The 25,533-nt window shown below is 65.7% G+C and carries 25 protein-coding genes and 1 pseudogene; 6 read left to right on the top strand and 20 right to left on the bottom strand.

The genetic code is table 11. The features are described 5' to 3' along the window. Positions 1 to 8: 8 nt before the first annotated feature. From ACOJB8_RS02690 to ACOJB8_RS02710, 5 genes are all read right to left on the bottom strand, one after another. A complete protein-coding gene (locus ACOJB8_RS02690) occupies positions 9 to 1,157 on the bottom strand; it encodes a porin (RefSeq protein WP_370684310.1) in 1,149 nt (382 codons plus the stop codon). Between the two features lie 174 nt (positions 1,158 to 1,331). Continuing rightward, complete coding sequence (locus ACOJB8_RS02695; protein WP_069266954.1) at positions 1,332 to 2,012, bottom strand: response regulator; 681 nt, start codon at positions 2,010 to 2,012, stop codon at positions 1,332 to 1,334. 17 nt (positions 2,013 to 2,029) lie between these two features. Beyond that, complete coding sequence (locus tag ACOJB8_RS02700; protein WP_368605094.1) at positions 2,030 to 3,406, bottom strand: sensor histidine kinase N-terminal domain-containing protein; 1,377 nt, start codon at positions 3,404 to 3,406, stop codon at positions 2,030 to 2,032. A gap of 64 nt (positions 3,407 to 3,470) precedes the next feature. Beyond that, complete coding sequence (locus tag ACOJB8_RS02705; protein WP_370684311.1) at positions 3,471 to 4,430, bottom strand: ABC transporter substrate-binding protein; 960 nt, start codon at positions 4,428 to 4,430, stop codon at positions 3,471 to 3,473. Positions 4,431 to 4,858: 428 nt separating this feature from the next. Then, complete coding sequence (locus tag ACOJB8_RS02710; protein ID WP_475010959.1) at positions 4,859 to 4,996, bottom strand: hypothetical protein; 138 nt, start codon at positions 4,994 to 4,996, stop codon at positions 4,859 to 4,861. A gap of 263 nt (positions 4,997 to 5,259) precedes the next feature. On the opposite strand from ACOJB8_RS02710, the gene ACOJB8_RS02715 reads away from it, so the two are divergent. Both ACOJB8_RS02715 and ACOJB8_RS02720 read left to right on the top strand, forming a co-directional pair. Continuing rightward, entirely contained in the window at positions 5,260 to 5,412 is a 153-nt protein-coding gene (locus tag ACOJB8_RS02715) for a hypothetical protein (RefSeq protein ID WP_342949442.1), read from the top strand. An 86-nt stretch (positions 5,413 to 5,498) separates the two neighbouring features. Next, the gene (locus ACOJB8_RS02720; RefSeq protein ID WP_069266957.1) at positions 5,499 to 6,251 is read left to right on the top strand and encodes a hypothetical protein; all 753 of its coding nucleotides are present in this window, start codon (positions 5,499 to 5,501) and stop codon (positions 6,249 to 6,251) included. An 81-nt stretch (positions 6,252 to 6,332) separates the two neighbouring features. Here ACOJB8_RS02720 and ACOJB8_RS02725 read toward each other — a convergent pair whose 3' ends face one another. The 5 genes from ACOJB8_RS02725 to ACOJB8_RS02745 all read right to left on the bottom strand — a co-directional run bounded on the left by ACOJB8_RS02725 (position 6,333) and on the right by ACOJB8_RS02745 (position 11,122). After that, complete coding sequence (locus ACOJB8_RS02725; protein WP_342949440.1) at positions 6,333 to 7,199, bottom strand: AraC family transcriptional regulator; 867 nt, start codon at positions 7,197 to 7,199, stop codon at positions 6,333 to 6,335. A 120-nt stretch (positions 7,200 to 7,319) separates the two neighbouring features. Continuing rightward, positions 7,320 to 7,583: a hypothetical protein gene (locus tag ACOJB8_RS02730; protein WP_475010960.1), complete on the bottom strand. Its 264-nt coding sequence runs from the start codon at positions 7,581 to 7,583 to the stop codon at positions 7,320 to 7,322. Between the two features lie 22 nt (positions 7,584 to 7,605). Then, a complete protein-coding gene (locus tag ACOJB8_RS02735; protein ID WP_069266960.1) occupies positions 7,606 to 8,676 on the bottom strand; it encodes an MBL fold metallo-hydrolase in 1,071 nt (356 codons plus the stop codon). A gap of 218 nt (positions 8,677 to 8,894) precedes the next feature. Continuing rightward, entirely contained in the window at positions 8,895 to 10,034 is a 1,140-nt protein-coding gene (locus ACOJB8_RS02740) for an NHL repeat-containing protein (protein ID WP_475010961.1), read from the bottom strand. Between the two features lie 131 nt (positions 10,035 to 10,165). After that, entirely contained in the window at positions 10,166 to 11,122 is a 957-nt protein-coding gene (locus ACOJB8_RS02745) for a LysR family transcriptional regulator (RefSeq protein ID WP_069266961.1), read from the bottom strand. A gap of 180 nt (positions 11,123 to 11,302) precedes the next feature. Here ACOJB8_RS02745 and ACOJB8_RS02750 point away from each other — a divergent pair. Then, positions 11,303 to 11,467 (top strand): annotated as a pseudogene (locus ACOJB8_RS02750) (RidA family protein); the annotation flags it as partial. Between the two features lie 87 nt (positions 11,468 to 11,554). Here ACOJB8_RS02750 and ACOJB8_RS02755 read toward each other — a convergent pair. The 3 genes from ACOJB8_RS02755 to ACOJB8_RS02765 form a co-directional block, all read right to left on the bottom strand. Beyond that, positions 11,555 to 12,655, bottom strand: a complete 1,101-nt coding sequence (locus ACOJB8_RS02755; RefSeq protein ID WP_342949437.1) for an NAD(P)H-dependent flavin oxidoreductase — start codon at positions 12,653 to 12,655, stop codon at positions 11,555 to 11,557. Between the two features lie 29 nt (positions 12,656 to 12,684). Continuing rightward, complete coding sequence (locus ACOJB8_RS02760) at positions 12,685 to 13,965, bottom strand: MFS transporter (RefSeq protein WP_342949436.1); 1,281 nt, start codon at positions 13,963 to 13,965, stop codon at positions 12,685 to 12,687. A gap of 146 nt (positions 13,966 to 14,111) precedes the next feature. Next, entirely contained in the window at positions 14,112 to 15,038 is a 927-nt protein-coding gene (locus ACOJB8_RS02765) for a LysR family transcriptional regulator (protein ID WP_342949435.1), read from the bottom strand. Positions 15,039 to 15,148: 110 nt separating this feature from the next. Here ACOJB8_RS02765 and ACOJB8_RS02770 point away from each other — a divergent pair, with 110 nt between their 5' ends. Next, on the top strand, positions 15,149 to 15,562 hold the full coding sequence (locus tag ACOJB8_RS02770) for a hypothetical protein (protein ID WP_475010963.1): 414 nt from the start codon (positions 15,149 to 15,151) through the stop codon (positions 15,560 to 15,562). A gap of 23 nt (positions 15,563 to 15,585) precedes the next feature. Here the strand turns inward: ACOJB8_RS02770 and ACOJB8_RS02775 are convergent, their stop codons facing one another. From ACOJB8_RS02775 to ACOJB8_RS02800, 6 genes are all read right to left on the bottom strand, one after another. Continuing rightward, the gene (locus ACOJB8_RS02775; RefSeq protein WP_475010965.1) at positions 15,586 to 16,704 is read right to left on the bottom strand and encodes a malate/lactate/ureidoglycolate dehydrogenase; all 1,119 of its coding nucleotides are present in this window, start codon (positions 16,702 to 16,704) and stop codon (positions 15,586 to 15,588) included. Between the two features lie 57 nt (positions 16,705 to 16,761). Next, positions 16,762 to 18,036 (bottom strand): MFS transporter, encoded by a 1,275-nt coding sequence (locus ACOJB8_RS02780; RefSeq protein ID WP_475010966.1) that lies wholly within the window; start codon positions 18,034 to 18,036, stop codon positions 16,762 to 16,764. A gap of 71 nt (positions 18,037 to 18,107) precedes the next feature. Then, positions 18,108 to 19,655: a UxaA family hydrolase gene (locus ACOJB8_RS02785; RefSeq protein ID WP_475010968.1), complete on the bottom strand. Its 1,548-nt coding sequence runs from the start codon at positions 19,653 to 19,655 to the stop codon at positions 18,108 to 18,110. After that, a complete protein-coding gene (locus ACOJB8_RS02790; protein ID WP_406951133.1) occupies positions 19,652 to 20,572 on the bottom strand; it encodes an SMP-30/gluconolactonase/LRE family protein in 921 nt (306 codons plus the stop codon). Before ACOJB8_RS02790 ends, ACOJB8_RS02785 begins: the two co-directional genes overlap by 4 nt. A gap of 163 nt (positions 20,573 to 20,735) precedes the next feature. After that, a complete protein-coding gene (locus ACOJB8_RS02795; RefSeq protein WP_368683625.1) occupies positions 20,736 to 21,089 on the bottom strand; it encodes a cupin domain-containing protein in 354 nt (117 codons plus the stop codon). A gap of 29 nt (positions 21,090 to 21,118) precedes the next feature. Next, positions 21,119 to 21,757, bottom strand: coding sequence for an FMN-binding negative transcriptional regulator (locus ACOJB8_RS02800; RefSeq protein ID WP_475010972.1), 639 nt, complete (start codon positions 21,755 to 21,757; stop codon positions 21,119 to 21,121). A gap of 122 nt (positions 21,758 to 21,879) precedes the next feature. Between ACOJB8_RS02800 and pdxR the strand changes: the two genes are divergently transcribed. Further along, entirely contained in the window at positions 21,880 to 23,364 is a 1,485-nt protein-coding gene (pdxR, locus tag ACOJB8_RS02805) for a MocR-like pyridoxine biosynthesis transcription factor PdxR (protein WP_368729052.1), read from the top strand. Between the two features lie 7 nt (positions 23,365 to 23,371). On the opposite strand, the gene ACOJB8_RS02810 is transcribed toward pdxR, so the two are convergent. Beyond that, on the bottom strand, positions 23,372 to 24,310 hold the full coding sequence (locus ACOJB8_RS02810; RefSeq protein ID WP_368619247.1) for a LysR family transcriptional regulator: 939 nt from the start codon (positions 24,308 to 24,310) through the stop codon (positions 23,372 to 23,374). 110 nt (positions 24,311 to 24,420) lie between these two features. Between ACOJB8_RS02810 and ACOJB8_RS02815 the strand changes: the two genes are divergently transcribed. Then, positions 24,421 to 25,503 (top strand): tartrate dehydrogenase, encoded by a 1,083-nt coding sequence (locus ACOJB8_RS02815; protein WP_368619200.1) that lies wholly within the window; start codon positions 24,421 to 24,423, stop codon positions 25,501 to 25,503. Positions 25,504 to 25,533 lie beyond the last annotated feature (30 nt).

Raw genomic sequence — 25,533 nt, forward strand, 5'->3', positions numbered from 1 at the left:
AAGACCGATCAGAAGCGCGTGCGCACGCCCGTCGTCACTTCGACCTGGTTGGTCGCACCGAAGGTCGTGCCCACCGTGTAGCCGCCGTGCAGCTTCATGTAGTCGCCTGCCAGATACACTTCGGTGCGCTTGGACAGGTGATAGAAGATCGAGCCGTAGAGCGTTTCCTTGAAGCCGTTGTGCAGCCCGCTCGTGGGATCGAATGCGCCGATGTTGGCGTTCGGAATATTGCCATCGACGTTATACGCGGCGTTGTGCGTGCGCATTTGCTGGTAGCCCAGTTCGTAGTCGAGCGCGCCCTTCGGCACGAGCTTGAACGAGACCGTCCACGCATTGTCCTGACGCTGGCCGAGCGCCCCCTGATTGCCCCAGTAGCGGAAGTAGCCCGCATTGGCGCGCACGATGCCGATCGTGTAGTTGCCGCCAACCGAGAACGCCTGGTTCGTGTTGCCGTCGCGGTTCACGTGGTTATAGAAGGTCGAGGCCGTCCACGTCGGGGCGTTGTAGCCGAGTGCGAACTGATAGTTCGCGTTATTGCCGAAGCTCGTCGAATTGCCGAAAGCGTAGCCCGCTGCCGCGTAAATACCGTTATCGAAGACCTTCTTCCACGCGAGGCCGTTTTCGTAACGGGTGCCCGTTGCGCTCGCCGCGTAGAAAATCATCTGCTTGAAGTTGTTCGCGTTGGTCCAGCCACCCTCTTCCGTCGTGAGCTTCGCGTTGCCGTACGGGTCGCCGTAGATGGCCGCGGCGTCACGCGCGATGGTGTTCTGGAAGCCCGCCGTGAGCTTGCCGAAGCGCTCGTCTTCCACGCCGACCCAGGCGTCACGGTCGAAGATCTGGCCCGGGTCTTCCATCTGGCCATCGCTCGCGCGGTATTCGCTTTCGAGCCGGAAGATCACCTTTGTGCCGCCGCCGATGTCTTCGGCGCCCTTCAAGCCCCAGCGGCTGCCGCTGAACCACGGTTCGCCGGCAATGCCCATGCCGATCACGTGGTTGCCGTTGGCATCCGCGTGCGATTGATAGGTGGGGACGCTCAGGTCGATGAGGCCGTAGAGTTGAACGCTCGATTGCGCGTGTGCGCCGCTCGCTGCGAGTGCGCCGAAGGTCGCGCCTACGGCAGCGACAGCAAGTTGTTTTCTCTTCAAGATCGTCTCCAGGGGTTGCTTCGTTGGAAGTTTTCATGGACCCGCTGCCATCACTCGCCGGTTTCGGCGAGCCGTGTGAATCAGCGGGTGAGACGAATAGTAGAGAGGTGAATCCTTCGCGATTCTTTCACGAACGATGGGTATTCCTAAGTAGATCCACTAATACCGTAAATAAAGCCGGCCTGCTCAGGCCGCCACCGCCTCTTTCACGCGAAGGATGTAGCCGAGGCCGCGCAGCGTGGTGATCTGCACGCTCGATTCCGCCAGATGCTTGCGCAGGCGATGGATGTAGATGTCGATCGCGTCCACGCTCGGTTCGTCGCTCAGGCTGCAGATGCGATCCAGCAGCGCCTGCTTCGGCACCGCCTTGCCCTGGCGCAGCATGAGTGCTTCGAGGATGGAGTGCTCGCGCCGGCGCAGGGTGAGCGGTGCATCCTTGTGGCGAAACTCGCGCGTGTCGCAAACGTACTGCAGGTCGCCGCAGGTCAGCCAGCCCGACTTCTCGCCAGTCTGCCGCCGTATCAGCGCCTTGATGCGCGCAACCAGTTCGCGGCTGTCGAACGGCTTGACCACGTAGTCGTCGGCGCCCGCGCCGAAACACGCCACCTTGTCGTCTATCGAGCCATGCGCGGTCAGCATGAGCACGGGCACGTTGTTGCGCCTGCGCCGCAAACGATTGAGCACGTCTTTTCCGCTCAGTCGCGGCAGGCGCATGTCGAGAAGCACGAGGTCATAGCTCTGCGTGAGCAGCACGGAGTCCGCGGCTTCTCCATCGGCCACGCAGTCCACCGTGAAATTCTCGGCGCGCAGCAGGTTGACGATCCAGTGCGCGAGTTCGGCGTTGTCTTCTACGAGCAGCAGCTTCATGGTCCTTCTTACCCTCCTCATCCGGGCCAGACGGGCAAACGCACCGTCGCGACCAGACCCACCCGCTCGGCCCCCGCGGCAACGCTCACCGAGCCGCCGTGCGAGCGCGCGACCTGATGCACAATGGCGAGACCGAGCCCCGTGCCGTCGGTATCCGCCGCGACGCGATAGAAGCGCTCGAACACGTGCGCACGGGCCTCGGCTGGAATGCCGGGGCCGTTGTCCACCACCTGCAGCATGACCTGCCCCCCTTCGCTGCGGCACACGGCCGTCACGCGGCCGCCCTTGTGCGTATAGCGAATGGCGTTGTCGATCAGGTTGGACACGAGCGAGGCCAGCAGGCCGGTGTTGCCCGCCACGTGCACGTCGTCGTCGAGTTCCGCGCCGAGATCGATGCCGCGCCGCTCCGCCGCCTGGACCATCTCTTCGAGCACGGAAGACACGACCTCGGTGAGATCGACGCGCGTCTGACTCGGCGACGATTGCGTCATCGATTCCGCCTGTGCGAGCACGAGCAGTTGATTCGTCAACTCCGCCATTTTCTGGCTGGTGCGGCGCACACCTTTGAGTGCGTCGAAAAGCGCGGGATCGTTCGCGTCGCACTGACTCGCGAATTGCGTTTGCGTGGTGAGCAGCGTGAGCGGCGTGCGCAGCTGGTGCGCCGCGTCGGCGATGAACTGCCGCTGCATGGCGGCATGCACCTTGAGCCGCGCGATGCACTGGTTGATCGCCTCGACAATCGGCCTCAGTTCCGATGGCAGATGGTCCGGGCGGATCGGCTCCAGTTGCACGGGCTCGCGGTCCGCGACGTCGTCCTTGAGCTTCATGAGTGGCCGCAGCTCGAGCGTAAGCCCGAGCGGCACGAGCAGCGCGACGAGTGCCAGCATGAACCACTGGCGTGCGAGTTGCGGCCTCCACAAGGCGTTGATCATCGCCTCGCGCGACGCGATCGTCTTGCCGACGATCACCATGACGCGTTCGGCCCGGCCCGAGTCGTAGAGCATGCGCTCGTAGGCCACGGCGCGAATCGGCAATCCCGCATACGTGGTGTCGTAGAACACAGGCACCTCGGCGGTGTTCGCGCGCGGCAATGGCAAGTCCGGCGCGCCGCCCAGCAAGCGGCCATTGCCGGCGAGCACCTTGTAGAACACATGATCCTGCCACGGCGATTCGAACAGTTCCAACGCCGCCGGCGGGATCGTCGCTCTGAGGGAGCCGTTGTCCCAGTCGACGTCCTCGATGATCGTGCGCGCCGAATCCAGCAGCGAGTGGTCCTGCACGAGATCCGCGGTCTGCCGCGCGGCATCGTACGACTCGCAACTCGTCACAACGACAAACGCGGCGAGCGGCACCAGCAGCCACAACAGCAACCGCCCACGCAGGCTATGCACCATGTCGCGCTCTCTCAGATACCGGACCGCCAGACGGCGAGCGCAGGACGGCAGCTCCGGACCTGCTTCATTTCGCGCTGACGAATTCGTTCGTGTAGGTGCCGGACAGATCCACGTGCTTGCCCTTCACCGAGGGATTGAAACTGGAGAGCACCTTCAGTACGGTCGCCGGACCGTCGGCGGGCATCTTGCCGTCTGCGGTGTACATCGGCAGCGAGGCCTTGAGTGCGCTCACATAAAGCGCCTTGTCCTTTTGATAGTCGGCGGGCATTTGCGCGGCGATTTCCTCGGCGCTGTGCGTGTGAATGAATTGCATGGTGCGCACGAACGCGTGCGCGAGCTTCACCGCCTGAGCCTTGTGCGACTGGGCCCATGCGTCCTGCACGTAAAGGCTTGCGGCGGGATAGGTGCCGCCGAGCGCGGCGCGCGTGCCTTCGACCGTGCGCATATCGACGAGCACCTTCGCATCGCCGGCTTTTTGCAGCGCCGATACGGTCGGCTCGGTCGTCATGCCCGCGTCGATGCGGCCCTGCTTGATGGCCGCGATGAAGCTCGCGTCCGCGCCCACCGGCAACATGGTGTAGGCGCTGGAGGCGATGCCATGCTGGCTCGCCAGATACTGCGTGAGAAAACTGGTCGAGGACCCAAGGCCCGTCACGCCGAGCGTCTTGCCTTTGACGTCGGCCATCGACTTGATCGTGCCCGCCGCTTTCGACGACACCAGTTCCACTTCGCCCGGCACCTGGCCGAACACGACGATCGCCTTGACGTCCTTACCCTTGGTCTGCAGGTCGATAGTGTGATCGTAGAAGCCGACCACGGCCTGCACCGCGCCTGCGAGCAGTTCGTTCTCCGCATCCACGCCCGCGGGTTGCGAGAGCAACTCGACGTTCAGCCCTTCGTCGCGGAAATAGCCCAGTTGTTCGGTGAGGCGCGCGGGCAGGTAAATGAGCTTCGTGATACCGCCGACCATGATGGTGATCTTCTCGCCGGCATCGTCGGCGGCATGCGCGCCTTGAAGCGCCATGGCAAACAGCAGGCCACCAGCGAGTGCGACTCGACGCAGCGCGCCCCCAAAACTCAATTGCATTGATTGTCTCCGTCGGGATAGGCCGGTGGCGCGATGCTCGCCACTTCGATCGTTTCGGGGATTCTAGTGATTCAAACCCTTCCCGAAGCTTTCGCGGGTCACGCGGATTTATACGGGATTTCCATGAGCGACGGTGTTATTTATGCTTTTAATTATTCTGAATAAAAATGGCTTTTATTCAGAATGATGACTGCGGTGCAGTCAATTCAAACAGGATTACTGATCGATTTGGTGCAAAGCAGAGAGACCCGGTTCGAGAGTTCTCTGCCAAGGGAAATACCGGCAGGAGTTATTGCGGCAGTGCGCCCTTCATGACGCGCACCACGTCGCGGGGCTCAATTCCTGGCCTGCCGACCAGCGAGTCGTCACAGAACGCGCTGGACGGCCCGGGCGGAATCTGTGATGTCCTGCCCGAAACCGGCGACCGTGTTGCAGCCCGCCAAAGCAGCCAAAGCAGCCAAAGCGCCGATCATCGATACCGCCGCCAGAATCCGTCCGATCATGTTCAACTTCCCCTAAGCTCGATTTTTGATTGTTGCGCGGGCGGCCGCTCATGGCCATTCGCCCGCGGAGTCCAGCCCGATTTGAGTCGGCCGGAATTTCGTATTCTGCCTGTGCCGGGTCTTTGCGTGCAAATTGGCAGCGGATGCGGTCACGCGCGGGGGCATTGCGCCGCCCGCGCAATCCGGCAGTTGCTTGAATGCGGCGTTCCTTCTCGAGCAAGGCGCCAACGCCAGCTATTCGCTTTGGGCAGCCGTATGGCGCGATGACGAATCTGATCGAAGCGGGAGCCGATCCGTCCATTGCCGACCCGCAAGGCCGCGATAGCATGGCGATCGCGCGCGAACGCAAGCTGCCGGCGGGTATCATTGAAAAGCTCGAGTCGCTGCAGCGCAAACTGCCTGGGCGTCGCCATTGATCCGCCAGCTTCCAGTCATTTCGACGCCTGCGACGCGTAACACAACCACGTAACACAACCACGCAACACAACGGGCCCTCTCGTCAATGCGCATTTTCGGAATCAGCCTTTACGTCATCATCGCGCTGCTTTTTGCAGTACACGCGATCCGCAACCAGCAGAACATGTACTGGCTGCTGATCCTGTTTCTTTTCCCCGGGCTTGGCAGCCTCGTCTACTTCTTCGTCATTTATCTGCCGAGCCTGCGCCAGTCGCGCGGGGCGAGGGCAACAGGCCGGGCCATCTCGCAACTGGTCGACCCCAACCGCGCCGTGCGCGAAGCGCGCAACGATTTCGACCGCGCGCCGACCGTCGCGCACCGTATGCGCCTGGGCGCTGCGCTGCTCGACGCGGGCAACGCCGTCGAAGCGCTGCAGCACTACCAGGCGGCGGCCACCGGGCCGTTCGCATCCGATCCCGCGTTGCTCGAAGGTCTCGCACGCGCGCAGTTTGCCAATGGCAATACCGCAGCCACGCAGGAGACGCTGGAAAAGCTGTTCGCCCTCCAGCCTGTCGCCCGCCAGCAGCCGGATCCCTCCTTGTTGTATGCACGGGCGCTCGCCGCGAACGGCGCAGCGGGCACCCGCGCCGCGTTCGAAGCCGCGCTCTCGTGCGCGAGCGACGCCGCCCCGCGTTGTCTCTTCGCCGACTGGCTGGCAAAGCAGCCCGGTGACGCCGATCGCCAGCGCTCGCGCGAGCTTTACGCCGAGATCGTGCACGACGCGAAGCACTGGCCGCGTCACGCCCGCGAGCACAATGGCGAGTGGCTGCAACGGGCTCAGGCCGCGTTGAGCCGATAGCGTGCCGAGCAGCGCCGCGGTGTCATGGTGTGCGCCGGTCATCGCGCCTGGAATCGATATGACATGACCTGCCGGATGCGTTCAGTCCGGCGTGTGCGCGTCCATGCGCGCGCACATGCGCCGGTAGGCGGCCGGCGTCATGCGGTACGCGCGGCGAAACCAGCGGCCGAGATGGCTCTGGTCGGCGAAACCCACTTCAGCCGCGACCCGCGCCGGCGTGTGGCCCGCCGCCAGCAGCCTGCGCGCGGCACGCAGGCGCAAGCGCACCAGGTACGCATGGGGCGACGTGCCGAATTCGCGCTGGAACAGGCGCGTCAGACGAAACCGGTCGATGCCCGAGCTATCGACGAGTTCGTCGAGCCCGATGTTCGCGCTCATGTGTTCGTGCAGCAGGTCGCGCACACGGGCAAGGGCGGGCGAAGCGGGGCGCGCCGCTGCGGTCGTATCGAGCAGATGGCCGCCCAGGCGCTCCAGCAAGCAGTCGAGCGCCTCGTCGCGCGCGAGCCGGCCTTCCTCGCCGTATAGCGCAAGAAACGCACGGCGGATCGACTCGGTCAGGCGCGGATCGTCAACGAGCGTCTGGCCGAAAGCGGCCGCCACGCCGCCCAGGCCCGCAATGTTCAGCCTGCGCGCCGCACGCTCGACCCACGGCTGCGGCAGGTACAGCATCGCGTAGGTGAAGCCGCCCGGTTCGGGCGCGTGGCCGTCGTGCAGCGCGCCCGGTTCGATCAGGATCGCGCGGCCCGGCACGCTCGTATGCAGCGACCGGTGACACTGAAAGCGCTGCACCCCCTGCTCCGTATAGCCGATCAGCATGTCGTCGTGATCGTGGGGATCGTAAGCGTGGCCGCTGAAATGCGCCCGCAGACTCTCGATGCCCGTCTGCGCATCGCGCCGCGCGACGAGCCAGTGATCGTTCCGGCCCTCAGTCACCGTGGCGTTCGTCATGGCAAGCCTGGCTCCTCGTTCCCGATTCCTTTCCCAAGGGGACGAGTGTACGCCGGCCATGCGCGGATGACAGAACGTGGCCTCGTCGGCGTGATCGGCGCCGGCTCTCGATCATCGGGTTCAATCGTCGAACTCGCCGGCCTGCAGCGCTTCGTCGAAATCCGTGATCCACGGGGCGAAGTGATCGGTGTCGTAGGTGGCCGTCTTGCCGTTGGCGATCCGTGTGACGGATACCTGGCGAATCGCCGCGCGCTCACCGCCGGCAGCGGATTTCTCGTTGTCCGAGATCCGGAACTCGCCCAGGTCGAGCCCCCGGCTCGCGAGCACAGCCTTGACGTCTTCCTGTTCATCCCAGGAAAACTCGGCGAAGTCGTGGGCTGCCATGTTCGTCTCCTCCAGGGCGTCATCACGGGCTGCACGGCGCGACGGGCAATCCCTCGGCCTTCCAGCGCAACATGCCGCCAGCGAGATTGGCCACCTTGCCGAAGCCCGCCTTGGTCAGCAATACGCTTGCCTGCGCGGAGCGCACGCCGGAGCGGCACACGGCCACGACCGGCCGATCGCGATCGAGCTCGTCGATGCGCGACATCAGTTGCGAGAGCGGCACGAGTTTCGCGTCGGGCAGATGGCCAAGATGGTCGATGAACTCGGGCGCCTCGCGCACGTCGACGATCTGCAGCGCCGCCGCATGCTCCAGCAGCGCCATGGGCTCGATTTCCCATACGCCGCTGAAGCGCAGCGTGAGCGGCGCCCAGTCGGGCGTTTCCTGGATCGGCGCGTCGCCTTCCGGCTTGCCGCAGCGCAGGTTGGCGGGCACCGCGACGGCCATCTGCTTGGGGTGCGGCAAATTCAGGTTGTGCATGTAGCCCGCGAAGTCGCCGAGATCGACGTCGCCGCCCAGGCGCGGATTGAAGCGCCTCTCCTCCGCCACGCTCGTGACCGTGATGCCGCGATAGTCGTGCGCCGGGTAGAGCAGGCAGTCGTCGGGCAGCGTGAGAATCTGCTCGCGCACGGAAGTAAACAGCTGCTCCGCGCTCCCGCCCTGAAAATCGGTGCGGCCGCAGCCGCGTATCAGCAGGCTGTCGCCGGTAAAGGCCATGCTCGCGTCGTCGAGGACGTAGGTCAGACAGCCGCTGGTGTGACCAGGCGTGGCGCGCACTTCCAGATACCGTTTGCCGAAGGCGATGCGATCGCCGTGCCGCAGCGGACGGTTCACGCCCTCGGCGCCCACCGCGTCGGCGAGCGCGATCTGGCTCCCGCTGCGCTCGCGCAAACGCCACGCGCCCGTGACATGATCGGCGTGCACATGGGTATCGAGCGTCGCCTGCAGGCGCAAGCCCAGCTCCCGCAGCAGCGCGAGGTCGCGCGGCACCTGCTCGTAGACCGGGTCGATCAGCAGCGCCTCGCCGCTTTCGGGGTCGCCGAGCAGGTAGGTATAGGTAGACGATACGGGGTCGAAAAGCTGGCGAAATATCATCGCGGCTCTCTGCGAAAACAAACGCGTGGTTCGCTTTCCAGTATGCCGCATCCGGTTTCGGCCCGGCGGCTCCACGTGCGCGATCTACCCGCGTTTGTCCGGCAGAGAACCAAAGAGCCGCAAGGTCGCTCGCCGCGATGCGGCTCATCGATTGCCATTGCCCGGCTCACCCCTGTGCTTCGGGGCGAGCCGTGGGAAGTGACGTGCATTGTTGGCGATCAGTTACCCGTGCGCAACGTCCAGACCGTTGCCGCATTGGTAGTGTCGTCGACGGCGGCGAACTGCGAGTGGTGCTGGCTGTCCATGCCAAATGCGAGCCCGAACGCGGAACCCGTCGTGGGATCGACCGACATCTGCGCGACGAACTGGCCGTCCACGGTGAATTCGACGATCTCGCTGGGCTGTTGCGCGTCGGCGTTCACGGCGTCGCCATTGGCCGTGACGAGATGCCCGTTGGGCGCGAGCGCAAGGGCAAGCGGTCCGTGCAGGTGGGTATTGTCCTGATAGATCAGCCGCCCCACTCCGCCGCTATGATTCGCACCCGCCGCGCCGTAGACGGCGAATACCGCGTTGTCGCCTGTCGAAGCGACGTAGAGCACGTCGTGCTGGCCATCATAGGCGAGCCCCGTCGGGCCGACGACCAGCGCAGCCGGATCGGTGCGATGCATGTAGCCCGAAGCGACGATGGTCGAGGAGGGCAACTCCTTCACGCCGTCCTCGCCGATCGCAAGGTCTATCCGGGCGACGGTGCCGTCGAGCACGTCCGAGACGAAGACCTTCACGATTTGGCCGCCGTCGAGCACGGTGAGGTCCCAGGGGCCGTCGAGCAGCCGCGCATCTTTCAGTTCCTTGACGAGCCGGCCCTGCGGATTGATGACGAGAAGCGAGCCCGGCGCGATGACGTCCTTGCCGTTCGTGGTCGGCACGTTGCCCACCAGTACGAAGCCGCTTCGCAGCACGGCGAGCGCCGTCGTGAGACCAAGGTTGGCGCCCTGGAAGAACGTCACTGGCGGGCTATTCGGAACGAGCTTCACGATCGTCGTGCCGGTGCCTTGCAGATTCGATTTCGCGTTGAAGTTGGACACCACCACGTCACCGGGCTTGAGCGTACTCCATGAGGGCACGCCGAACGGTACGAATGCGATGCCGTACGGATTGACGTCGCCATTGGACGGCACGGTCGATGAAGTCGCAAAGGCCGGCGGCAGGATCGCCTGCAGGCCGTCGGCGCGCACGGTCCCAAGCGTCAGGGCGAAGAGCCCGGCGCCCAATGCGAGATGACGCAGTCGCGGCACGAACGCCGCCCGGTTCCGGCCGAAGTATGAACGACATGCAGACAACGAGCGGGAAGCTTTCATCTGACACCTCCTTCTCGCGGGGACGGTCCGGACGCCAGGACGACTCGCGCGGCCAGTGAACGCACCATGCTTCGCGCGCCCCGCGTTTTGCGTAAACGATCCAGCGGCGAGGCTATTCCGCTAGTCGCGCTTCAACGCTTTGCCATTCCGATTTTCGCTTTTGGCGAAACCGCAGGCGCCGAAAGCTGCTCCACCAGAAAATCCACGAACGCCCGCACCCGCGACGTCAAATAACGTGCGTGCGGATACAGCAGGATGAACGGCCGGGTACGCCCCCCCTCCTCGCGCAGCACTTCCACGAGCCGGCCTTCGCGCAGGTCGTCGGCCACGACGAAGCGATACGTCTGGAACAGCCCCGCTCCCGCGCGCGCGAGCGTTACGCCGGCGAGCGCGTCGCCCGACGTTCCGTAACTTCCGCTCGTGATCACGTCGCCATCTTCATTGGCATTGCCGTCGAACGTCCAGGCAAGATGGCGCCCACTACTTGGCAGTTCGAACTGTATGCATTCGTGCGACTGCAGATCCGCCACGGTCTTGGGCACGCCCGCGCGCTTCAGATAGGCGGGCGTGGCCACCACCACCATCTCCGCGTCTTCCAGCTTGCGCGCCACCAGGTTGGAATCGGCGGGCGCGCGCCCGCGGATCGCCAGGTCGAAGCCTTCGTCGGCGAAGTCGATGTTGCGGTTGCTCAGATGCGTGTCGACCTGCACCTCCGGATAGCGCTCGCGAAACGCCGGCAAGAGCGGCAGCACGCGATAGTGCCCGTAGGGCGTGGGCATGCTGATGCGCAGCACGCCAGCCGGCGTGGTCTGTTCGCCCGTGACTTCGCGCTCCGCGTCCACGAGTTGCGAGAGCGCCTGGCGGCACTGCTCGAAGTAGCGCCGCCCCGCATCGGTCAGGCGAATCTGGCGCGTCGTGCGCACGAACAGGCGCACGCCGAGCCGCTCTTCGAGCCGCGCCACGGACCGGCTCACCGCGGCGGGCGTGACGCTCGCCGCATTGGCCGCCAGCGTGAAGCTGCCCAGCTCCGCCGCCTGGCAGAACAGTTCGATGCTGCCCAGCAGCAGATCGTCGAATTTACGTTGCATGCCCTTTTCTCCTGATGGCTCCAGCTCGCGCCAGATGCTTTAGTTCTATTCTGATGCGTCCAACATGAGGCGAATACGCATCGCCACTCGAGGAGAACATGGTGTCCGTCGAACAAAAACTTGCCGATCTCGGTCTCGCTCTGGCCGCCGCGCCGCAACCGCTCGGCAACTACAAGGCCAGAAGGCTTTCTCGAGCAGCCTGCCGTGCTCGACGCCGCATCGGATCTCTTCGCCGCCGTGCTCGGCGAGAAGGCCGGGCACGCGCGCTCCGCGTTCTCGCATGCGCGACTGCCCCTCGATCTGCCCGTCGAACTCGTGGTGATCGCGCAGATTCTGCCTGCCTGAAGCCGTCTTTTCCGCCGCCTAAAGGAACATCGGCACGCGCATCCATCGCGCGTGCCGATGTTCCCGTTTGCGTCGATCAAATGCCGCTCAAGCCCATACCGACTGCAGCCGTGCGATGCTCTGGCGCGTCTCGCGCTCCAGTTGCGCCACCAGCTCCGCCGCCGGCAACGCGCGCGCGAGCGGCGCGGCCTGGCCCGCCCACTGCGCGCCGTAGCGGAATTCACCCTTGGCCTTCGCAGCCGCGATCAGCGCCTTGCCCGCGTCGTACGTGATCGGATAAGACGGAACGCGCGGCGCCTTCGGGTCCTCGCCAAGCGCGGTGAAGCGATTGACGATGCTGCGCGCAAGCCGCCCCGAGATTGCCGAGGTGAACGTCGTATGGCGCGCGGGGTCGCCGAGCAAGGCGGCGCGATAGCCTTCGTCGGCCGCGCTCTCCGGGCAGGCCACGAACGCCGTGCCCAGTTGCGCCGCCTGCGCGCCCAGCGCGAGCGCGGCCGCGATGCCCGCGCCGTCCATGATGCCGCCCGCCGCAATCACGGGCACGTCGAATTCGCTCACCAGCAGGCGCGTGAGCGCGAACGTGCCGAGGCCGTCGTCGCGGGCGTTCTGATCGAACACGCCGCGATGGCCGCCCGCCTCCACACCCTGCGCGACGATCGCATCCACGCCCGCCTCCACCGCTGCGGCCGCTTCGTCGAGACTCGTTGCGCTCGCAAACAACCGGACGCCCGCGTGCTTGAGCTCGGCGATCACCGCATCGGGCGGCAGGCCGAAATGGAAGCTCACCACGGCCGGCTTCTCTTCGAGCAGCATGGACTGCATGGCCTTGTCGACGACGAAGCTCATGTAGATCTCCGAGAGCGAGGCAGGCGGCTTCGCGCCGTATTGCTCGAACACCGGCGCGAGCCAGTCGAGCCACGCGCGCTCCACGGCCGCGTCGGGCGTGGCCGGGCGATGGCAGAACACGTTGATGTTGAACGGCTTCGCCGTCAGCTCGCGCGTCTGGTGGATCGCGCGACGCGCGTTCTCCGCGTTCATCGCGGCCACGCCCAGCGAACCGAGCGCGCCCGCATTCGACACGGCGGCGGCCAGCGCCGGCGTGGTAGTGCCCGCCATGGGCGCCTGGATGATCGGCTTCTGAATGCCGAGCGAGCGCAGCAACGCCCGCTGGTCCACTTGAGTGCTCATGTTGCGTTCCCTCCGGATCCGTTCCCGTTTCAAGCGTGAGCGCGGCGCTGCGCCCAGTGCGCGAGTCCGCCGCATGCGACCAGCAGCGCGCCGGTCGCGAAGAACACGGCGTGCAGACCGAAGTGAACGCCGACCACGCCGCCGATCACCGGCCCCACCACCTGGCCGCTGAATTGCGCCGACTGCAAATAGCCGAGCATGCGGCCGGTTTTGCTTTCGTCTACCGACTGCCGCGCGAGCTTGCCGATGGAAGGCAAGAGCCCCGCGAGCGTCATGCCCATCACCACGCGCAGGCCCGCGAGCTGCCACCAGTGTGTGACGAACGCCTGCGGCACCATCGCGAGCCCGGTGAGCACGAGGCAGGCGACGATCACGCGCCAGCTCCCGAAGCGGTCGGCCAGTGCGCCGAGGCGCGCCGCCGTGAGCATGCTGCCAAGCGCCGAGCATGCCATGACCACGCCCGCCACGCGCGCGAGATGCGCCGCGCCCACGCCCAGACTGCCGATATACACCGTGATGACGGGCTCGATCGACATATTGGCGAGCAGCACCATCATCGCGGTCACGAGCAGCGCGGCCACCACCGCATAGTCGGGGCGGCGCGCACCGCTGCCCGAACCGGCCGCCGCGTTGCTTGCGTGCGGTTTCGCGTCGCTTTCTGGATGAAACTCTTCCTTCACGACGAAGATGGTCAGGAGCGCCGCCACGGCGATCATCGCGCCGCCGGCGAAAAAGGTACCGCGAATGCCGATCCAGCCGGGCAGCACGCCGCCCACCAGCGGCCCGACGAGATTGCCCGCGAGCGCGCCCGTGGAAAGAATGCCGAGCGCCCAGCCCGCGCGCTCGCGCGGCGCCTGGGTGCCGACCATCACCGTGGAAGCCGACGCGTAGCCACCTACGAGGCCGGCGATCAGACGCAGCGCGACGAGCTCGTACACATTGTGCGCCACGCCGATCATCGACATCACCACGGCCATGCCGATGGCCGCGCGCACGAGCATGGGCTTGCGGCCATAGCGGTCGGCAAGGCGGCCCCAGATCGGGGCGGTGAGCGCCGTGCCGAGGAAGGTCGCGCCGAATGCCACGCCCGACCACTGGATCACGGCGGACTGCGAGCTCACGCCGAGCTGCCGAACGTAGAGCGGCAGGAATGGCAGCAGCATGCTGAGGCTCACGAGCGTCGTGAACGAGCCGATCACGCACACGACGAGATTGCGCCGCCAGTACTGCGCATTGCGCTCCGAATAGCCGCGCGGTTGCGGCTTTGACTGCCGCAGCGTAGCCGCGGGCGAGGAAACAGTGGTATTCACTTGGCCCTCAACGCAGAGAAGAGATCGACGAAGAGCGCGAGCCCGAACGCCGCATGGGAGCCAGTCTAGGTTAGATCGCGCAGCGAGAGAATCACCGCGATACGTAAGTCATTCTTCCGTGAGGCGAACGAATGGTGAGGACTTGCTCAATCGGCGTCGGTAATGCGCCGGGCCTCCTCGAAGTACGCGCGCAGCCGGGGCGCGGCGAAATCGACGAAACTGCGCACCTTGGGCACCGAGAGGCGCCCGTGCGGCGTGACGAGATTCGCGGGCAGCGGCCCATGCTCGCTGTCGCGCAACACGATCCGGAGCCGGCCCGCCTCCACCTCTTCGGCCACGTGATAGGAAAAGAGCCGCGTGACGCCATGCCCCGCCACGGCCGAAGCCCGCGCCGCGCGTATGGTATTCACGATGAAGCGCGGCGAGAATTGCACGACCTGGGGCAGCGCGGTCTGACGCGCCGCCGGGAAGCTCCACGAGTCGAGCCCGAAATGCGTCATCGAGATGATCGGGTGGCTCGCGAGATCGGCGGGCGTCTCGATAGCCGGATGCGTGGCGAGATAGTCGGGCGAGGCGACCACCACGCGCCGCACCTCGCCCACCGGGATGGCTACGAGCGTCGAATCCTGCAGATGCGCAATGCGCAACGCCACGTCGATGCCCTCGTCGATGAGGCTCGCGGGCCGGTCGAGCAGGTGCAGACGGATCGACACCTCGGGGTTGCGGTCGATGAACGCCTCGATCATCGGGCGCAGCACTTCTTCGCCCACGGCCACCGCCGCCGTGACGCCCAGCAGCCCGCGCGGCGCGGAGCGTTCGTCGGCGGCGAGCAGGTCGGCTTCCTCGAGATCGGCGAGAATGCGCCGGCATGCCAGCGCATAGCGCTCGCCCGCCTCGCTCAGGCGGATCGTGCGCGTGGTGCGGTACAGCAGCGCCGTGCCGGTGTGCTCCTCGAGGAACGCAATGGCCCGGCTCACCGCGGCGGGCGAGCGGCCCAGCCGGCGGCCCGCGCCCGCGAGACTTCCCTCGTCGAGCGTGGCGACGAAAACCTTCATGGCGTCGATTCGGTCCATTGCGCGTTCTGGCTTGCGGTCGCTTCGCTCTGTGAATTCCGCGTCGATCTTAGCGGATATCGCGCAGGCGTTAAAATCGGCGCTTCCACTTTTGCGGCAATCGATCACTCATGAAGTGTCCTACCCTCTCGCCGGTCCTCGCTGCCTTCGCTGCCATGGCGCTGGCCGCGACGCCCGCCCTTGCCCAGACGTCGTCGGGCGATCCGAATTCGAAGCGCGACTGCGCGATCGGTTATGTGACGGGCGTGGCAGGCTCGGCGCAAAGCGTGCGCGACTATCTGACCACGCCCGACCGCGACCGCATTCGCTACCTCAAGGACAACGAGATTCAATGCAAGATCGCCGACGACGACAGCCACGCGTCCGGCTGCACCGGCGTCACGCTATTGAAGAACGAGAAGGTGAGCGTGTACGACGATAGCGACCCCGCCACCACCGCCATCGTCGTGCGCGTCGAACTCGATCGCGGCACCTACCCGGTGATCATCGTCGCGCCCAAAAACGAGGTGAGGTGCGACGAGTGAGCGGAACGTAGTTAGCCTGGCAGTTAACGCGCGCTGCGCTCGCACGCCGCGATTTCCGCCTCAGTCACGCCCGCCATGCGCGCGGCATCGACGATCTGCGACCAGCTCGTCGCATCCACGGGAATGCCCTGCGCTTCGCGCTGCCGCCGCGTCGCGTCCTCGCGCTCGCCGGGCAGCAGGATCTCGTCGACACCCGCTGCGCACCGCGTGGCCTTCAGCCATTCCACGAACGCGAGCGCTTCGTGCTCGCGCGAGGGCGCGTCGAACGCCGCCGGATCGACGATCACCGACGTCATGCAATTGACGATCGCGTGCGTGGAGACGATGGTTTGCTCGCGCGTGGTGAAGCCGCCCGAGAGCGCGCCCGCCAGAATTTCGCACATCGCGGCGAGCCCCGAACCCTTATGGCCCGCCACCGCGCCGCCGAAAGCGCGCAGCGCACCGTGCTGCGTATCGCTGAACAGCGCGCCCGGATCGCGCGTGGGGCGGCCGTCGCTGTCGATCAGGGCGTCGGCTGGCACATCCACGCCCTTGTTGTAGGCCACGCGCACTTTCCCCGCCGCAATCGCGCTCGTGGCGAAGTCGAGCACCAGCGGCGAGCGCCCCTCGAGCGGAAACGCCGCGCAAAACGGATTGGTGCCGAAGCGCCTGTCGATGCCGCCGAACGGCGCGACGAGCGGATCGCCCGCGACGTTGACGAAGTGGAACGACACGAGCCCGGCGCGCGCGCATTGCTCCGCCCAGTGCCCGATGCGTCCGATGTGATGCGCATTGCGCAGGCCGAGTGCACACACGCCGAGCGATTTCGCGCGCTCGATGCCGTGTTCCATCGCCTCGAACGCCGTGACTTGCCCGAAACCGCGCCCGCCTTCGATCGTGAGCACCGCGCCCGCGTCGCGCGCGACCTGCGCGTGCGCGTTCAGTTTGAGTTCGCCTTCGCGGCACGACAGCATATAGCGCGGAATCATGCCCACGCCGTGCGAGTCGTGCCCGGCAAGATTGGCTTCGACGAGATGATCGGCAACCAGCGTCGCCTCGCGCGCCTCGCTGCCGGCCGCGCGCCAGATGGCGACGACGAAGGCGTGCAGCGCACGAGCCTCGATAACGACTTCTGAACCTTTTGCAGCAGCGGCATTCGACATGTACGTGACCCTGTGTATGGCAGCGGAGTAAGAGGCCGCGCCTTCGTGGTTACGTGCTTACGTGCGCGGCGCGTAAGCCGGTTGGTCGACGCGGCTGGCCTCGGGAGCCTCAAGCGGCTCGACGCGTCCGACAATCACAAGATAGCTCACCGCGCCGAGCACGCAAAACCCACCGGCGACCACGAGCGGAATCGTGAACGAGCCGCGCGTGAGCTGCAGCATCACGCCGGTAAACGTCGTCAACGCGATGCCTGCGAGATTGGACGCGAAGTTCTGAATGCCCGCCAGCGAAGCGACATGCCGCGACGTGGGCGCGACGTCGGCAGGCAGCGACCATATGCTGGCCGCCGCAGCCGCGAGGCTCCCATAAGCAATCGCGAAGAGTGCGAGCATTACATAGATATCCTGAACAATGCCGGTCAGCGTGATCACGGACGAAAGCAGCATGCCGCCGACGATGCACGTCTTGCGCGCAGCCGTCAGGCTCCAGCCGCGCTTCACGAGTGCATCGGAAAGCCAGCCGCCCAGCCAGCCGCCCGGTATCGAGGCGATGGCGGGCAAGGTGCCGAGCGTACCGAGCGACTTGAGCGAGAAACCGCGCGCCTCGACGAGATAGCTCGGGAACCACGTAATGAAGAAGTAAATGACGAAGTTCAGGCAGAAGAAGCCGAGCATCATGCCCCACACGGTGCGGTAGCGGAACAGGCCGCTCCAGCGTATCGAGGCGGCGGCCGGCGCGGGGGCGCGCGGCTTGTCGAGTGCGGCCCGCGCCTCAGGTTCCCGGTACATCACGATCCAGCCCAGGATCCACACGAGCCCGAGCGCGCCGGTAATCACGAACGACGCCTTCCAGCCCCACGCGGCCATGATGGCGGCCACGAGCGGCAGCGAGAGTGCGGAGCCCACCCGCGAGCCGCTGTCGAAGATGCTCGTGGCGAGCGCGCGTTCATCGCGCGAGAACCATTGGCTCACGAGCTTCGCGCACGACGGATACGCCCCCGCCTCGCCCACGCCGAGCATGAGCCGGCAGCCGAACATCGCCGCGAAGCCGCCCGCCACCGCGGTGGCCGCGGTGAACACCGACCACCAGCCCACGGCGAACGGCAATGCGATGCGCGCGCCGGCCCGGTCGACGAACCAGCCAAACGGCAGTTGCATCACGGCGTAAGTCCAGAAGAAGCCGCTGAGCAGCAGCCCCATGGCGGCAGGACCAATGCCGAGGTCCTTCATGATGTGCGGCGCCGCTACCGCGAGATTGGCGCGGTCGATGTAGTTGACCGCTATCGCCAGAAAACAGAAGAAAATGACCAGCCAGCGCGATTTTTCCTTCATCGAAAGCACTCCTTCTGAATGTGGCGCCGTCTATCCAGTGAATGGCGGCGCCTGTTCGAATCGCTCCCGCTCTACATGACCGCCCCCAGATGCCAGGGCACGAATTCGTTCTGGCCGTAGCCGTGCAGTTCGCTCTTCGTGCGCTGCCCGGAGGCGGTCGCGAGCATCAGCTCGAAGATCGCAGCACCGGCCTCGTCCACGCTTTGCTCGCCGTCCAGAATGCGGCCGCAGTTCAGGTCGATGTCCTCTTCCTGGCGTCGCCACAGCGCGCTGTTGGTGCCGAGCTTGAGCGACGGCGAAGGCGCGCAGCCGTAGGCCGAGCCGCGGCCCGTCGTGAAGCAGATCAGGTTGGCGCCGCCCGCCACCTGGCCTGTGGCGGACACCGGGTCGTAGCCCGGCGTATCCATGAACACGAGACCCTGGGCGCGCACGGGCTGCGCATACTCGTAGGTTTCGACGAGCCGCGTCGTCCCGCCTTTCGCCACTGCGCCGAGCGACTTTTCGAGAATGGTCGTGAGGCCGCCCGCCTTGTTGCCGGCAGACGGGTTGTTGTTCATGTTGGCTTCCATGCGCGCGCAATACGCTTCCCACCAGCGAATGCGCGCCACCAGCTTTTCACCCACCTCGCGCGACACCGCGCGCCGCGTGAGCAGATGCTCGGCGCCGTAGATTTCGGGCGTTTCGGAGAGGATCGCCGTGCCGCCGTGCATGACGAGCCGGTCCACGGCCGCGCCGAGCGCCGGGTTCGCGGAAATGCCGGAATAGCCGTCCGAGCCGCCGCACTGCAAGCCGACCATGAGGTGACGCGCATCGACCGGCTCGCGCGTCACGCGGTTCGCATCGGCCAGCAGCGCACGCACCTGTTCGATGCCCGCTGCCACCGTGCGCGCGGTGCCGCCCGTCTGCTGAATCGTCATGGTCGAGAGGCGCGTACTGCGCTCGAGTTGTTCCGCTTCCACGAGACCGTCGATCTGATTCGTCTCGCAGCCGAGCCCGACGATCAGCACGGCGTAAAAGTTGGGGTGCCGCGCATAACCCGCGAGCGTGCGGCGCAACACCGTGATCGGCTCGCCCTCGGCCGCTAGCGCACAGCCTTCGCCGTGCGTGAGCGCCACCACGCCATCCACGTTGGGGAACGCTTCCAGCGCTTCGGGATGGATGTCGCGGCGAAAGTGATCGGCAATCGCGCGCGCGACCGTGGCCGAGCAGTTCACAGACGTCAGGATGCCTATGTAATTACGCGTCGCGACGCGGCCATCCGCGCGCCGAATGCCGAGAAACGTGGCCGGTTGCGCAGCCGCGGGCGTGTCGTGCGCGTCCACGCCGAAGGCGTAGTCGCGCTCGAAATCGCCCATCGAGAGATTCTGCGTATGCACGTGTTCGCCGCAGCGAATCGGCCGGCTCGCAAAGCCGATGATCTGCCCGTAGCGACGCACCGGTTCTCCTGCCTCGATGTCGCGCAGCGCGACCTTGTGGCCCGGCGGAATCATGCCCGCGACCGTTTGGTCGCCATAGAGTGCCGAGCCAGGCATCAACTGCCCGCGCGCGATGGCAACGTCGTCGCGCCGATCGAGGAGAATGAGCACGGACGAAAGCGAGGCGGGGTCGAGAAGTGTCATAGCCGGTCTCCGTAGGCAGCGCCGCGCACGCCCACGTAAAGCGAGTACAGCGACGTGCTGGCTGCAATGAATAGGCGATTGCGATTCGGGCCGCCGAACACGAGATTCGCGACCGTCTCCGGCACGAGAATCTTGCCGAGCAGCGTGCCATCGGGCGCATAGCAGTGGATGCCGTCGCCCGCGCTCGTCCAGACGTTGCCATGCTCGTCCACGCGCATGCCGTCCGGCACGCCCGGCGAAACGTCCGCGAATATGCGGCCGTTGTGCAACCCGCCGTGCGGATCCACGTCGAATACGCGGATGTGATGCGGGCCGTTCTCGATATGCGACGCGCCCGAGTCGGCCACATAGAGCCGCAATTCATCGGGCGAGAAGGCGAGCCCGTTGGGCTTCATGAAGTCGTCGGCCATGCGCTGCACCACGCCCGTATCGGGCGCCACGCGATACACATGGCATGCGCCGATCTCGCTCGGCGCGCGAAAGCCCTCGTAGTCGCCGAGAATGCCGTAGTCGGGGTCGGTGAACCAGATCGAGCCGTCCGAATGCACGATCACGTCGTTGGGAGAATTCAGCCGATGCCCTTCGTAGCGGTCGGCAATGACGGTGATGCGCCCGTCGTGCTCCGTGCGCGTGACGCGGCGCGTGCCGTGCTCGCAGGTCACGAGCCGGCATTCGCGGTCGAGCGTGTTGCCGTTGCTGAAATTCGAGTTCGCGCGGAACACGCCCGTGCCGATGCCGGGCACCCAGCGCATCATCCGGTTGTTGGGAATGTCGCTCCAGACAAGAAAGTCGCCGGCGGGAAACCACACCGGTCCTTCCGCCCACATGCAGCCGCCCGCGAGCTTCTCGAACTGCGCGTTGGGCTGCAGCAGCATGCGAAAGCGCGCATCGTGGATTTCGTATTCGTGGGGATTCATCGTTCCGGCCTCGTACCGTCAGGGTCAGGTCACGGCGACGCGCGTGACCGATCGCTCACTGCCGCGCCGGTTTATTAAATACTAGTTGAATAGGCCTGTGAAGATTTTCTTCAAGCGCCTGGAATGTGGTTTACCCGTGTTTACCCGCGAGCCTGTGTGGCAATCAGGTTTTGTCGAACACCTGGTCCAGGTCGTAAACGAGCAGGAACACGCAGCCCGTGTCGCTATGAAATCCCGCGTCAACGGTGCCCCGTTCGGCAATGCCCACGTATCCCGCAGGGAGCCGCCGGCCGTTTTGCACGGCCTCGCCTTCGAGTACGTAGATGAACTCGGGGCCCGTATGGCGGTGATCAGGGAACGTTGCCCCTGCAGCGAACCGGACCAGTTGCATCGCGCGGCCGTCTGCCTTGCCGAGGTTCTTGACCTCCACGCCGGGCGCGAAGCGGGAGGGCACCCATGGCAGGCTCGCTGAATCGATGCCTGAGAACCCAGGCGCGAGCGAAGGGTCGTTTGCCATGACGGTGCCCTCGTGTGCGCGGGTGCGCGTTATTGCGCCTTCGCGTCGGCAGCGGCAAGCATGGCGTCGGCGATGCGCGACTCGCCGCTCGATTTGAGCGCGTCGCCCGCGCCGCGAATATCGCGCTCTTCCTTGTTCTGGCTGAGCTTGCTCTTGCCGACCAGACGCGTGATCTCGATCTCCAAGCCGACGATCGCCTTGACGAGCGTGTCTGTGTAGTCCTTGGGCGCATCGGCCATCTTCCAGGGCTTGGGTTGCGTGGCTTCGTGCGTGCGCGTCAGGCGGCCAATCACGCCGCGCACGTAGCGCTCGTCGTCGAGAATCTTGATGCGCCCGTGAGCATGGACCACGACGTAATTCCAGGTCGGCACCTGCTTGTGCGCCTCGTGCTTGCTCGGATACCAGTTCGGTGAAATATACGCGTCGCCCGCGCGGAAGATCACGAGCACGTCGTCGCCGTTCGCCACGTCCTGCCAAACCGGGTTGGCCCGCGCGACGTGCGCACGCAGCACGCCCAACTCGCCCTCGCCCGCCGCGAGTTCAAAGGGGATGTGATTCGCATCGAGCCCGCTTTTGCCCTGCGTGATCAACGTGCCGAACGGATGTTGGGCGATGCAATCGTGCAGAACGTCTTGGCGGTTTTCGGCGAAATGGGCTGGTACGTACATGCGTTTGTCCCTGCTCGTAAGGTGATGGGCGAGCGCGGCCGCAGCCGCCACAAACCCGAGTCTGCCGCAAAAGTGGTTTATTCTATAGATCCAGTTTATTCATATCCCAGTGAACCAGAATCATGCCCAGAACCGCGCAGGCCGCCGAGATGCCATCGTTCGGCACGCTGGACCGGGAGGCCGGCAATCTCAGCCGCCAGGTCGCAGAGGCGCTGCGCGAAGCGGTGCGCAAAGGCGATCTGCGGCCCGCCGATGCGCTGCCTTCCACTCGCGCGCTCGCCGCTTCGCTCCGGGTCGCGCGCGGTACGGTGGTCGAGGCCTACGAACAGCTGATAGCCGAAGGCTTTCTTGAATCGAAAGCCGGGGCAGGTACCCGCGTGGCGCTCGCACTGGCGGAGCCGCCCGCGCGCGAGCCCCGCGTGGCTTCATCGCAGGCGGCGCAAGCCGGGCTGCCGGAGCGCGCCGAAGCGTTCGCCAGGATCGGACGCGAGTTCAAGCCGCTTCCTCCAGTACCGTTTGCCATATCGGTGCCAACGGGTATGACCGCCCCCGGCGACGTCTGGCGCCGGCTCGGCAACCGTCTGCGCGCGCGGGGCCCCGCCTCGCCGACCGGCTATGCCGACCCGCTGGGCGCCCTGGCGCTGCGCGAAGCGATTGCCGATTATGTGCGCAAGTCCCGCTCGGTGCGCTGCGAAGCGGATCAGGTCATCGTGACGAGCGGCACCCAGCAGGGGCTCTTTCTCGCAAGCCAGGTGCTGCTGGGGCCGCGCGACCAGGCGTTGGTCGAGAACCCGGCCTATCGTGGCGTCACCGCCATCCTCGAAAGCCTGCCCTACCGCGACGCCATGGTGCGCGTGCCCGTGGACGCCGAGGGTCTCGACGTCGAGGCCGGCATTCGCATGGCTCCGAAGGCGCGCGTGGCGTTCGTCACGCCTTCGCATCAATATCCGCTCGGCATGCCGCTGAGCATGGCGCGGCGCGCGGCGTTGCTCGCCTGGGCGCGCTCGGCCCATGGCTGGGTCGTCGAAGACGACTACGACAGCGAACTGCGCTACGAGGGCTCTCCGTTTCCGGCGCTGCAGGGCCTCGCGCCGGATCGCGTGGTGTATCTCGGCACCTTCAGCAAGATCCTGTTTCCGTCACTGCGGCTTGGCTACGTCGTCGTGCCGCCCAGCCTCGTAGATGCGTTCTGCGGCGCGCGCGTGCTCATGGACCGCCATCCGCCAACGGCCGATCAACACGTGCTCGCCGCCTTTATGACCGAGGGGCACCTCGAGCGACACGTCCGCAAGGTGCGCAACGTCTATGCCGAGCAGCGGCTCAGCCTGATCGAAACGCTCGAAGCGCTTTTGCCCCGTGAACTGGCGTGGATCGAGCCCGGCGATCAGGGCATGCATCTCGTGCTCTGGCTCGCCGCGAGGCTGGACGATCACGAGATCGTGCGGCTTGCAGCGAACGAGGGTATCGCGGTGCGCGCAGCGTCGCCGATGTTCGCCGCGGGCACCGCACGCCCAGGGCTCATCCTGGGTTTTGGCGGCTTTATCAGCGCGCAAATGAAAGCGGCCGCGGAGCGCCTCGCCGCCGTGATCGCCACGGCGGCGACATGAAGCATCGCTAAGCGCTTCGGGCTACTGGATATCGCTGCGACTTGCTCAATTCGATAGCGAGGAAGTCGACGAAAGCCCGAATGCGCGTGGACAACTGGTGCCGCTGCGCATACACGGCGTAGATATCCGCACCGGGCGTTTCATACTCGGGCAGCACGACCACGAGCCGCCCGTCCGCCAGATACTCGTTGATGTCCCATTCCGCGCGCATCAAAATGCCATGCCCGTCCAGCGCCCACTTCACGGCAATCTCGCCGTCGTTGGTCGTGAGATTGCCATTGATCCGGACGGCTTCCGATTTGCGCGCATTGCCGCGCTCGTGCGAAAGCCGCCACACGCCATAGGCTTCGTCGCCCTGGCGAATGCTGATGCAGTTGTGCTTCACGAGGTCGTGCGGCGTGACGGGCGTGCCCCGGCTCGCGAGATAGGCGGGTGAAGCACAGAGCAAGCGCCGGTTCGCTGCGAGACGCCGCGCGATCACGCGCGTATCGGGCGGCTCGCCGAAGCGGATGCAGACATCGTATGAATCTTCCGTGAGCGGCGGCGGCATGACCGAAAGCTGAAGCTGCACGGAAACCTGTGGATACTGCGCGACGAAACGCGAAAGCGCGGGCCCGATATGGCTGCGCCCAAAGCCGAGCGTCGCGTTCACGCGCAGCAAGCCCTTGGGATGCTTCTTCGAGCCGCCCAGCAGCTCGCCCAGCTCGTCGATCTCGTCGAGAATGCGGCGCGCGTGCTCCAGATACACCTCGCCTTCTGGCGTCAGCATCATGCGGCGGGTCGTGCGGTTCACGAGCGGCACGCCGGCGCGCTCCTCCATTTGCGCGAGCCGCTTGCTCACGGCGGCGGGCGTGAGGCCCAGTTCGCGCGCGGCGGCGCTCAGGCTGCCCGAGGAGGCGAGCGTCGAGAAAAAGCCAAGATCGGCGGGTAGAACGGTGTCGGTCACGGTCGCCACTTGTGAATTCAAGTTAAGGATGCTTTGAGTCTAGCACCGGTTTTTGAACCGGGAGTTCGGTAAAGTGAACCCACACTGGCCTCACTTCACAGGAACGAGACATGAAGACCTATCGCATCGCGACCATTCCCGGCGACGGCATCGGCAAGGAAGTCGTGCCCGCGGGCAAGGAAGTGCTGGAAGCGCTTGCGAAAACCACGCAGCGCTTCGCGTTCGAATTCGAAAACTTCGACTGGGGCGCCGACTACTACCGCCAGCACGGCGTGATGATGCCGGCCGACGGGCTCGATGCCATCCGCAACAAGGACGCCATTCTGTTCGGTTCCGCGGGCGACCCCGACGTGCCCGACCACATTACGCTCTGGGGCCTGCGCCTGAAGATCTGCCAGGGCCTCGACCAGTACGCGAACGTGCGCCCCACGCGCATCCTGCCCGGCATCGACGCGCCTCTGAAGCGCTGCAAGCCCGAAGACCTGAACTGGGTGATCGTGCGCGAGAACTCCGAAGGCGAGTATTCGGGTGTGGGCGGCCGCGTGCACCAGGGGCATCCGCTCGAAGCCGCGACCGATGTCTCGATTCTCACGCGCGCCGGGGTCGAGCGCATCCTGCGCTTTGCGTTCCGCCTCGCGCAGTCGCGCCCGCGCAAGCTGCTCACGGTCATCACCAAAAGCAACGCGCAACGCCATGCCATGGTGATGTGGGACGAGATCGCGCAACAGATCTCGAAGGAGTTCCCGGACGTGAAGTGGGACAAGGAACTGGTGGACGCCGCCACGGCGCGCATGGTCAACCGCCCGGCTTCGCTCGATACGATCGTCGCGACCAACCTGCACGCGGATATTCTCAGCGACCTCGCCGCCGCGCTTGCGGGCAGCCTGGGCATTGCGCCGACCGGCAACATCGATCCCGAGCGGCGTTATCCGTCGATGTTCGAGCCGATCCACGGTTCGGCCTTCGACATCATGGGCAAGGGGCTGGCGAATCCGATCGGCACGTTCTGGTCGGTCGCGATGCTGCTCGAGCACCTCGGCGAGACCGAAGCCGCCGCTCATGTGATGCAGGCCATCGAGACCGTGACCGCGAACCCCGCGCTGCACACCGGCGACCTGGGCGGCAAGGCGACCACCGCGCAGGTCACGGCCGCGGTGTGCGAACTCGTCGAGAAGGCGGCCGTCGCTGCCTGAGCGCTAGCGCGCCGTTAAAAAAGCAGACAC

The sequence above is a fragment of the Paraburkholderia sp. BR10141 genome (genome assembly GCF_056155635.1).

Coding starts and splice junctions, on each gene's coding strand:
- ACOJB8_RS02765 (WP_342949435.1), bottom strand. CDS start 15,038: ATGGACCGAATCGACGCCATGAAGGTTTTCGTCGCCACGCTCGACGAG.
- ACOJB8_RS02790 (WP_406951133.1), bottom strand. CDS start 20,572: ATGAATCCCCACGAATACGAAATCCACGATGCGCGCTTTCGCATGCTG.
- ACOJB8_RS02770 (WP_475010963.1), top strand. CDS start 15,149: ATGAAGTGTCCTACCCTCTCGCCGGTCCTCGCTGCCTTCGCTGCCATG.
- ACOJB8_RS02730 (WP_475010960.1), bottom strand. CDS start 7,583: ATGGCAGCCCACGACTTCGCCGAGTTTTCCTGGGATGAACAGGAAGAC.
- ACOJB8_RS02755 (WP_342949437.1), bottom strand. CDS start 12,655: ATGAGCACTCAAGTGGACCAGCGGGCGTTGCTGCGCTCGCTCGGCATT.
- ACOJB8_RS02775 (WP_475010965.1), bottom strand. CDS start 16,704: ATGTCGAATGCCGCTGCTGCAAAAGGTTCAGAAGTCGTTATCGAGGCT.
- ACOJB8_RS02735 (WP_069266960.1), bottom strand. CDS start 8,676: ATGATATTTCGCCAGCTTTTCGACCCCGTATCGTCTACCTATACCTAC.
- ACOJB8_RS02795 (WP_368683625.1), bottom strand. CDS start 21,089: ATGGCAAACGACCCTTCGCTCGCGCCTGGGTTCTCAGGCATCGATTCA.
- ACOJB8_RS02740 (WP_475010961.1), bottom strand. CDS start 10,034: ATGAAAGCTTCCCGCTCGTTGTCTGCATGTCGTTCATACTTCGGCCGG.
- ACOJB8_RS02720 (WP_069266957.1), top strand. CDS start 5,499: ATGCGCATTTTCGGAATCAGCCTTTACGTCATCATCGCGCTGCTTTTT.
- ACOJB8_RS02695 (WP_069266954.1), bottom strand. CDS start 2,012: ATGAAGCTGCTGCTCGTAGAAGACAACGCCGAACTCGCGCACTGGATC.
- ACOJB8_RS02725 (WP_342949440.1), bottom strand. CDS start 7,199: ATGACGAACGCCACGGTGACTGAGGGCCGGAACGATCACTGGCTCGTC.
- ACOJB8_RS02785 (WP_475010968.1), bottom strand. CDS start 19,655: ATGACACTTCTCGACCCCGCCTCGCTTTCGTCCGTGCTCATTCTCCTC.
- ACOJB8_RS02705 (WP_370684311.1), bottom strand. CDS start 4,430: ATGGCGCTTCAAGGCGCGCATGCCGCCGACGATGCCGGCGAGAAGATC.
- ACOJB8_RS02700 (WP_368605094.1), bottom strand. CDS start 3,406: ATGGTGCATAGCCTGCGTGGGCGGTTGCTGTTGTGGCTGCTGGTGCCG.
- ACOJB8_RS02715 (WP_342949442.1), top strand. CDS start 5,260: ATGACGAATCTGATCGAAGCGGGAGCCGATCCGTCCATTGCCGACCCG.
- ACOJB8_RS02745 (WP_069266961.1), bottom strand. CDS start 11,122: ATGCAACGTAAATTCGACGATCTGCTGCTGGGCAGCATCGAACTGTTC.
- ACOJB8_RS02710 (WP_475010959.1), bottom strand. CDS start 4,996: ATGATCGGACGGATTCTGGCGGCGGTATCGATGATCGGCGCTTTGGCT.
- ACOJB8_RS02815 (WP_368619200.1), top strand. CDS start 24,421: ATGAAGACCTATCGCATCGCGACCATTCCCGGCGACGGCATCGGCAAG.
- ACOJB8_RS02780 (WP_475010966.1), bottom strand. CDS start 18,036: ATGAAGGAAAAATCGCGCTGGCTGGTCATTTTCTTCTGTTTTCTGGCG.
- ACOJB8_RS02800 (WP_475010972.1), bottom strand. CDS start 21,757: ATGTACGTACCAGCCCATTTCGCCGAAAACCGCCAAGACGTTCTGCAC.
- pdxR (WP_368729052.1), top strand. CDS start 21,880: ATGCCCAGAACCGCGCAGGCCGCCGAGATGCCATCGTTCGGCACGCTG.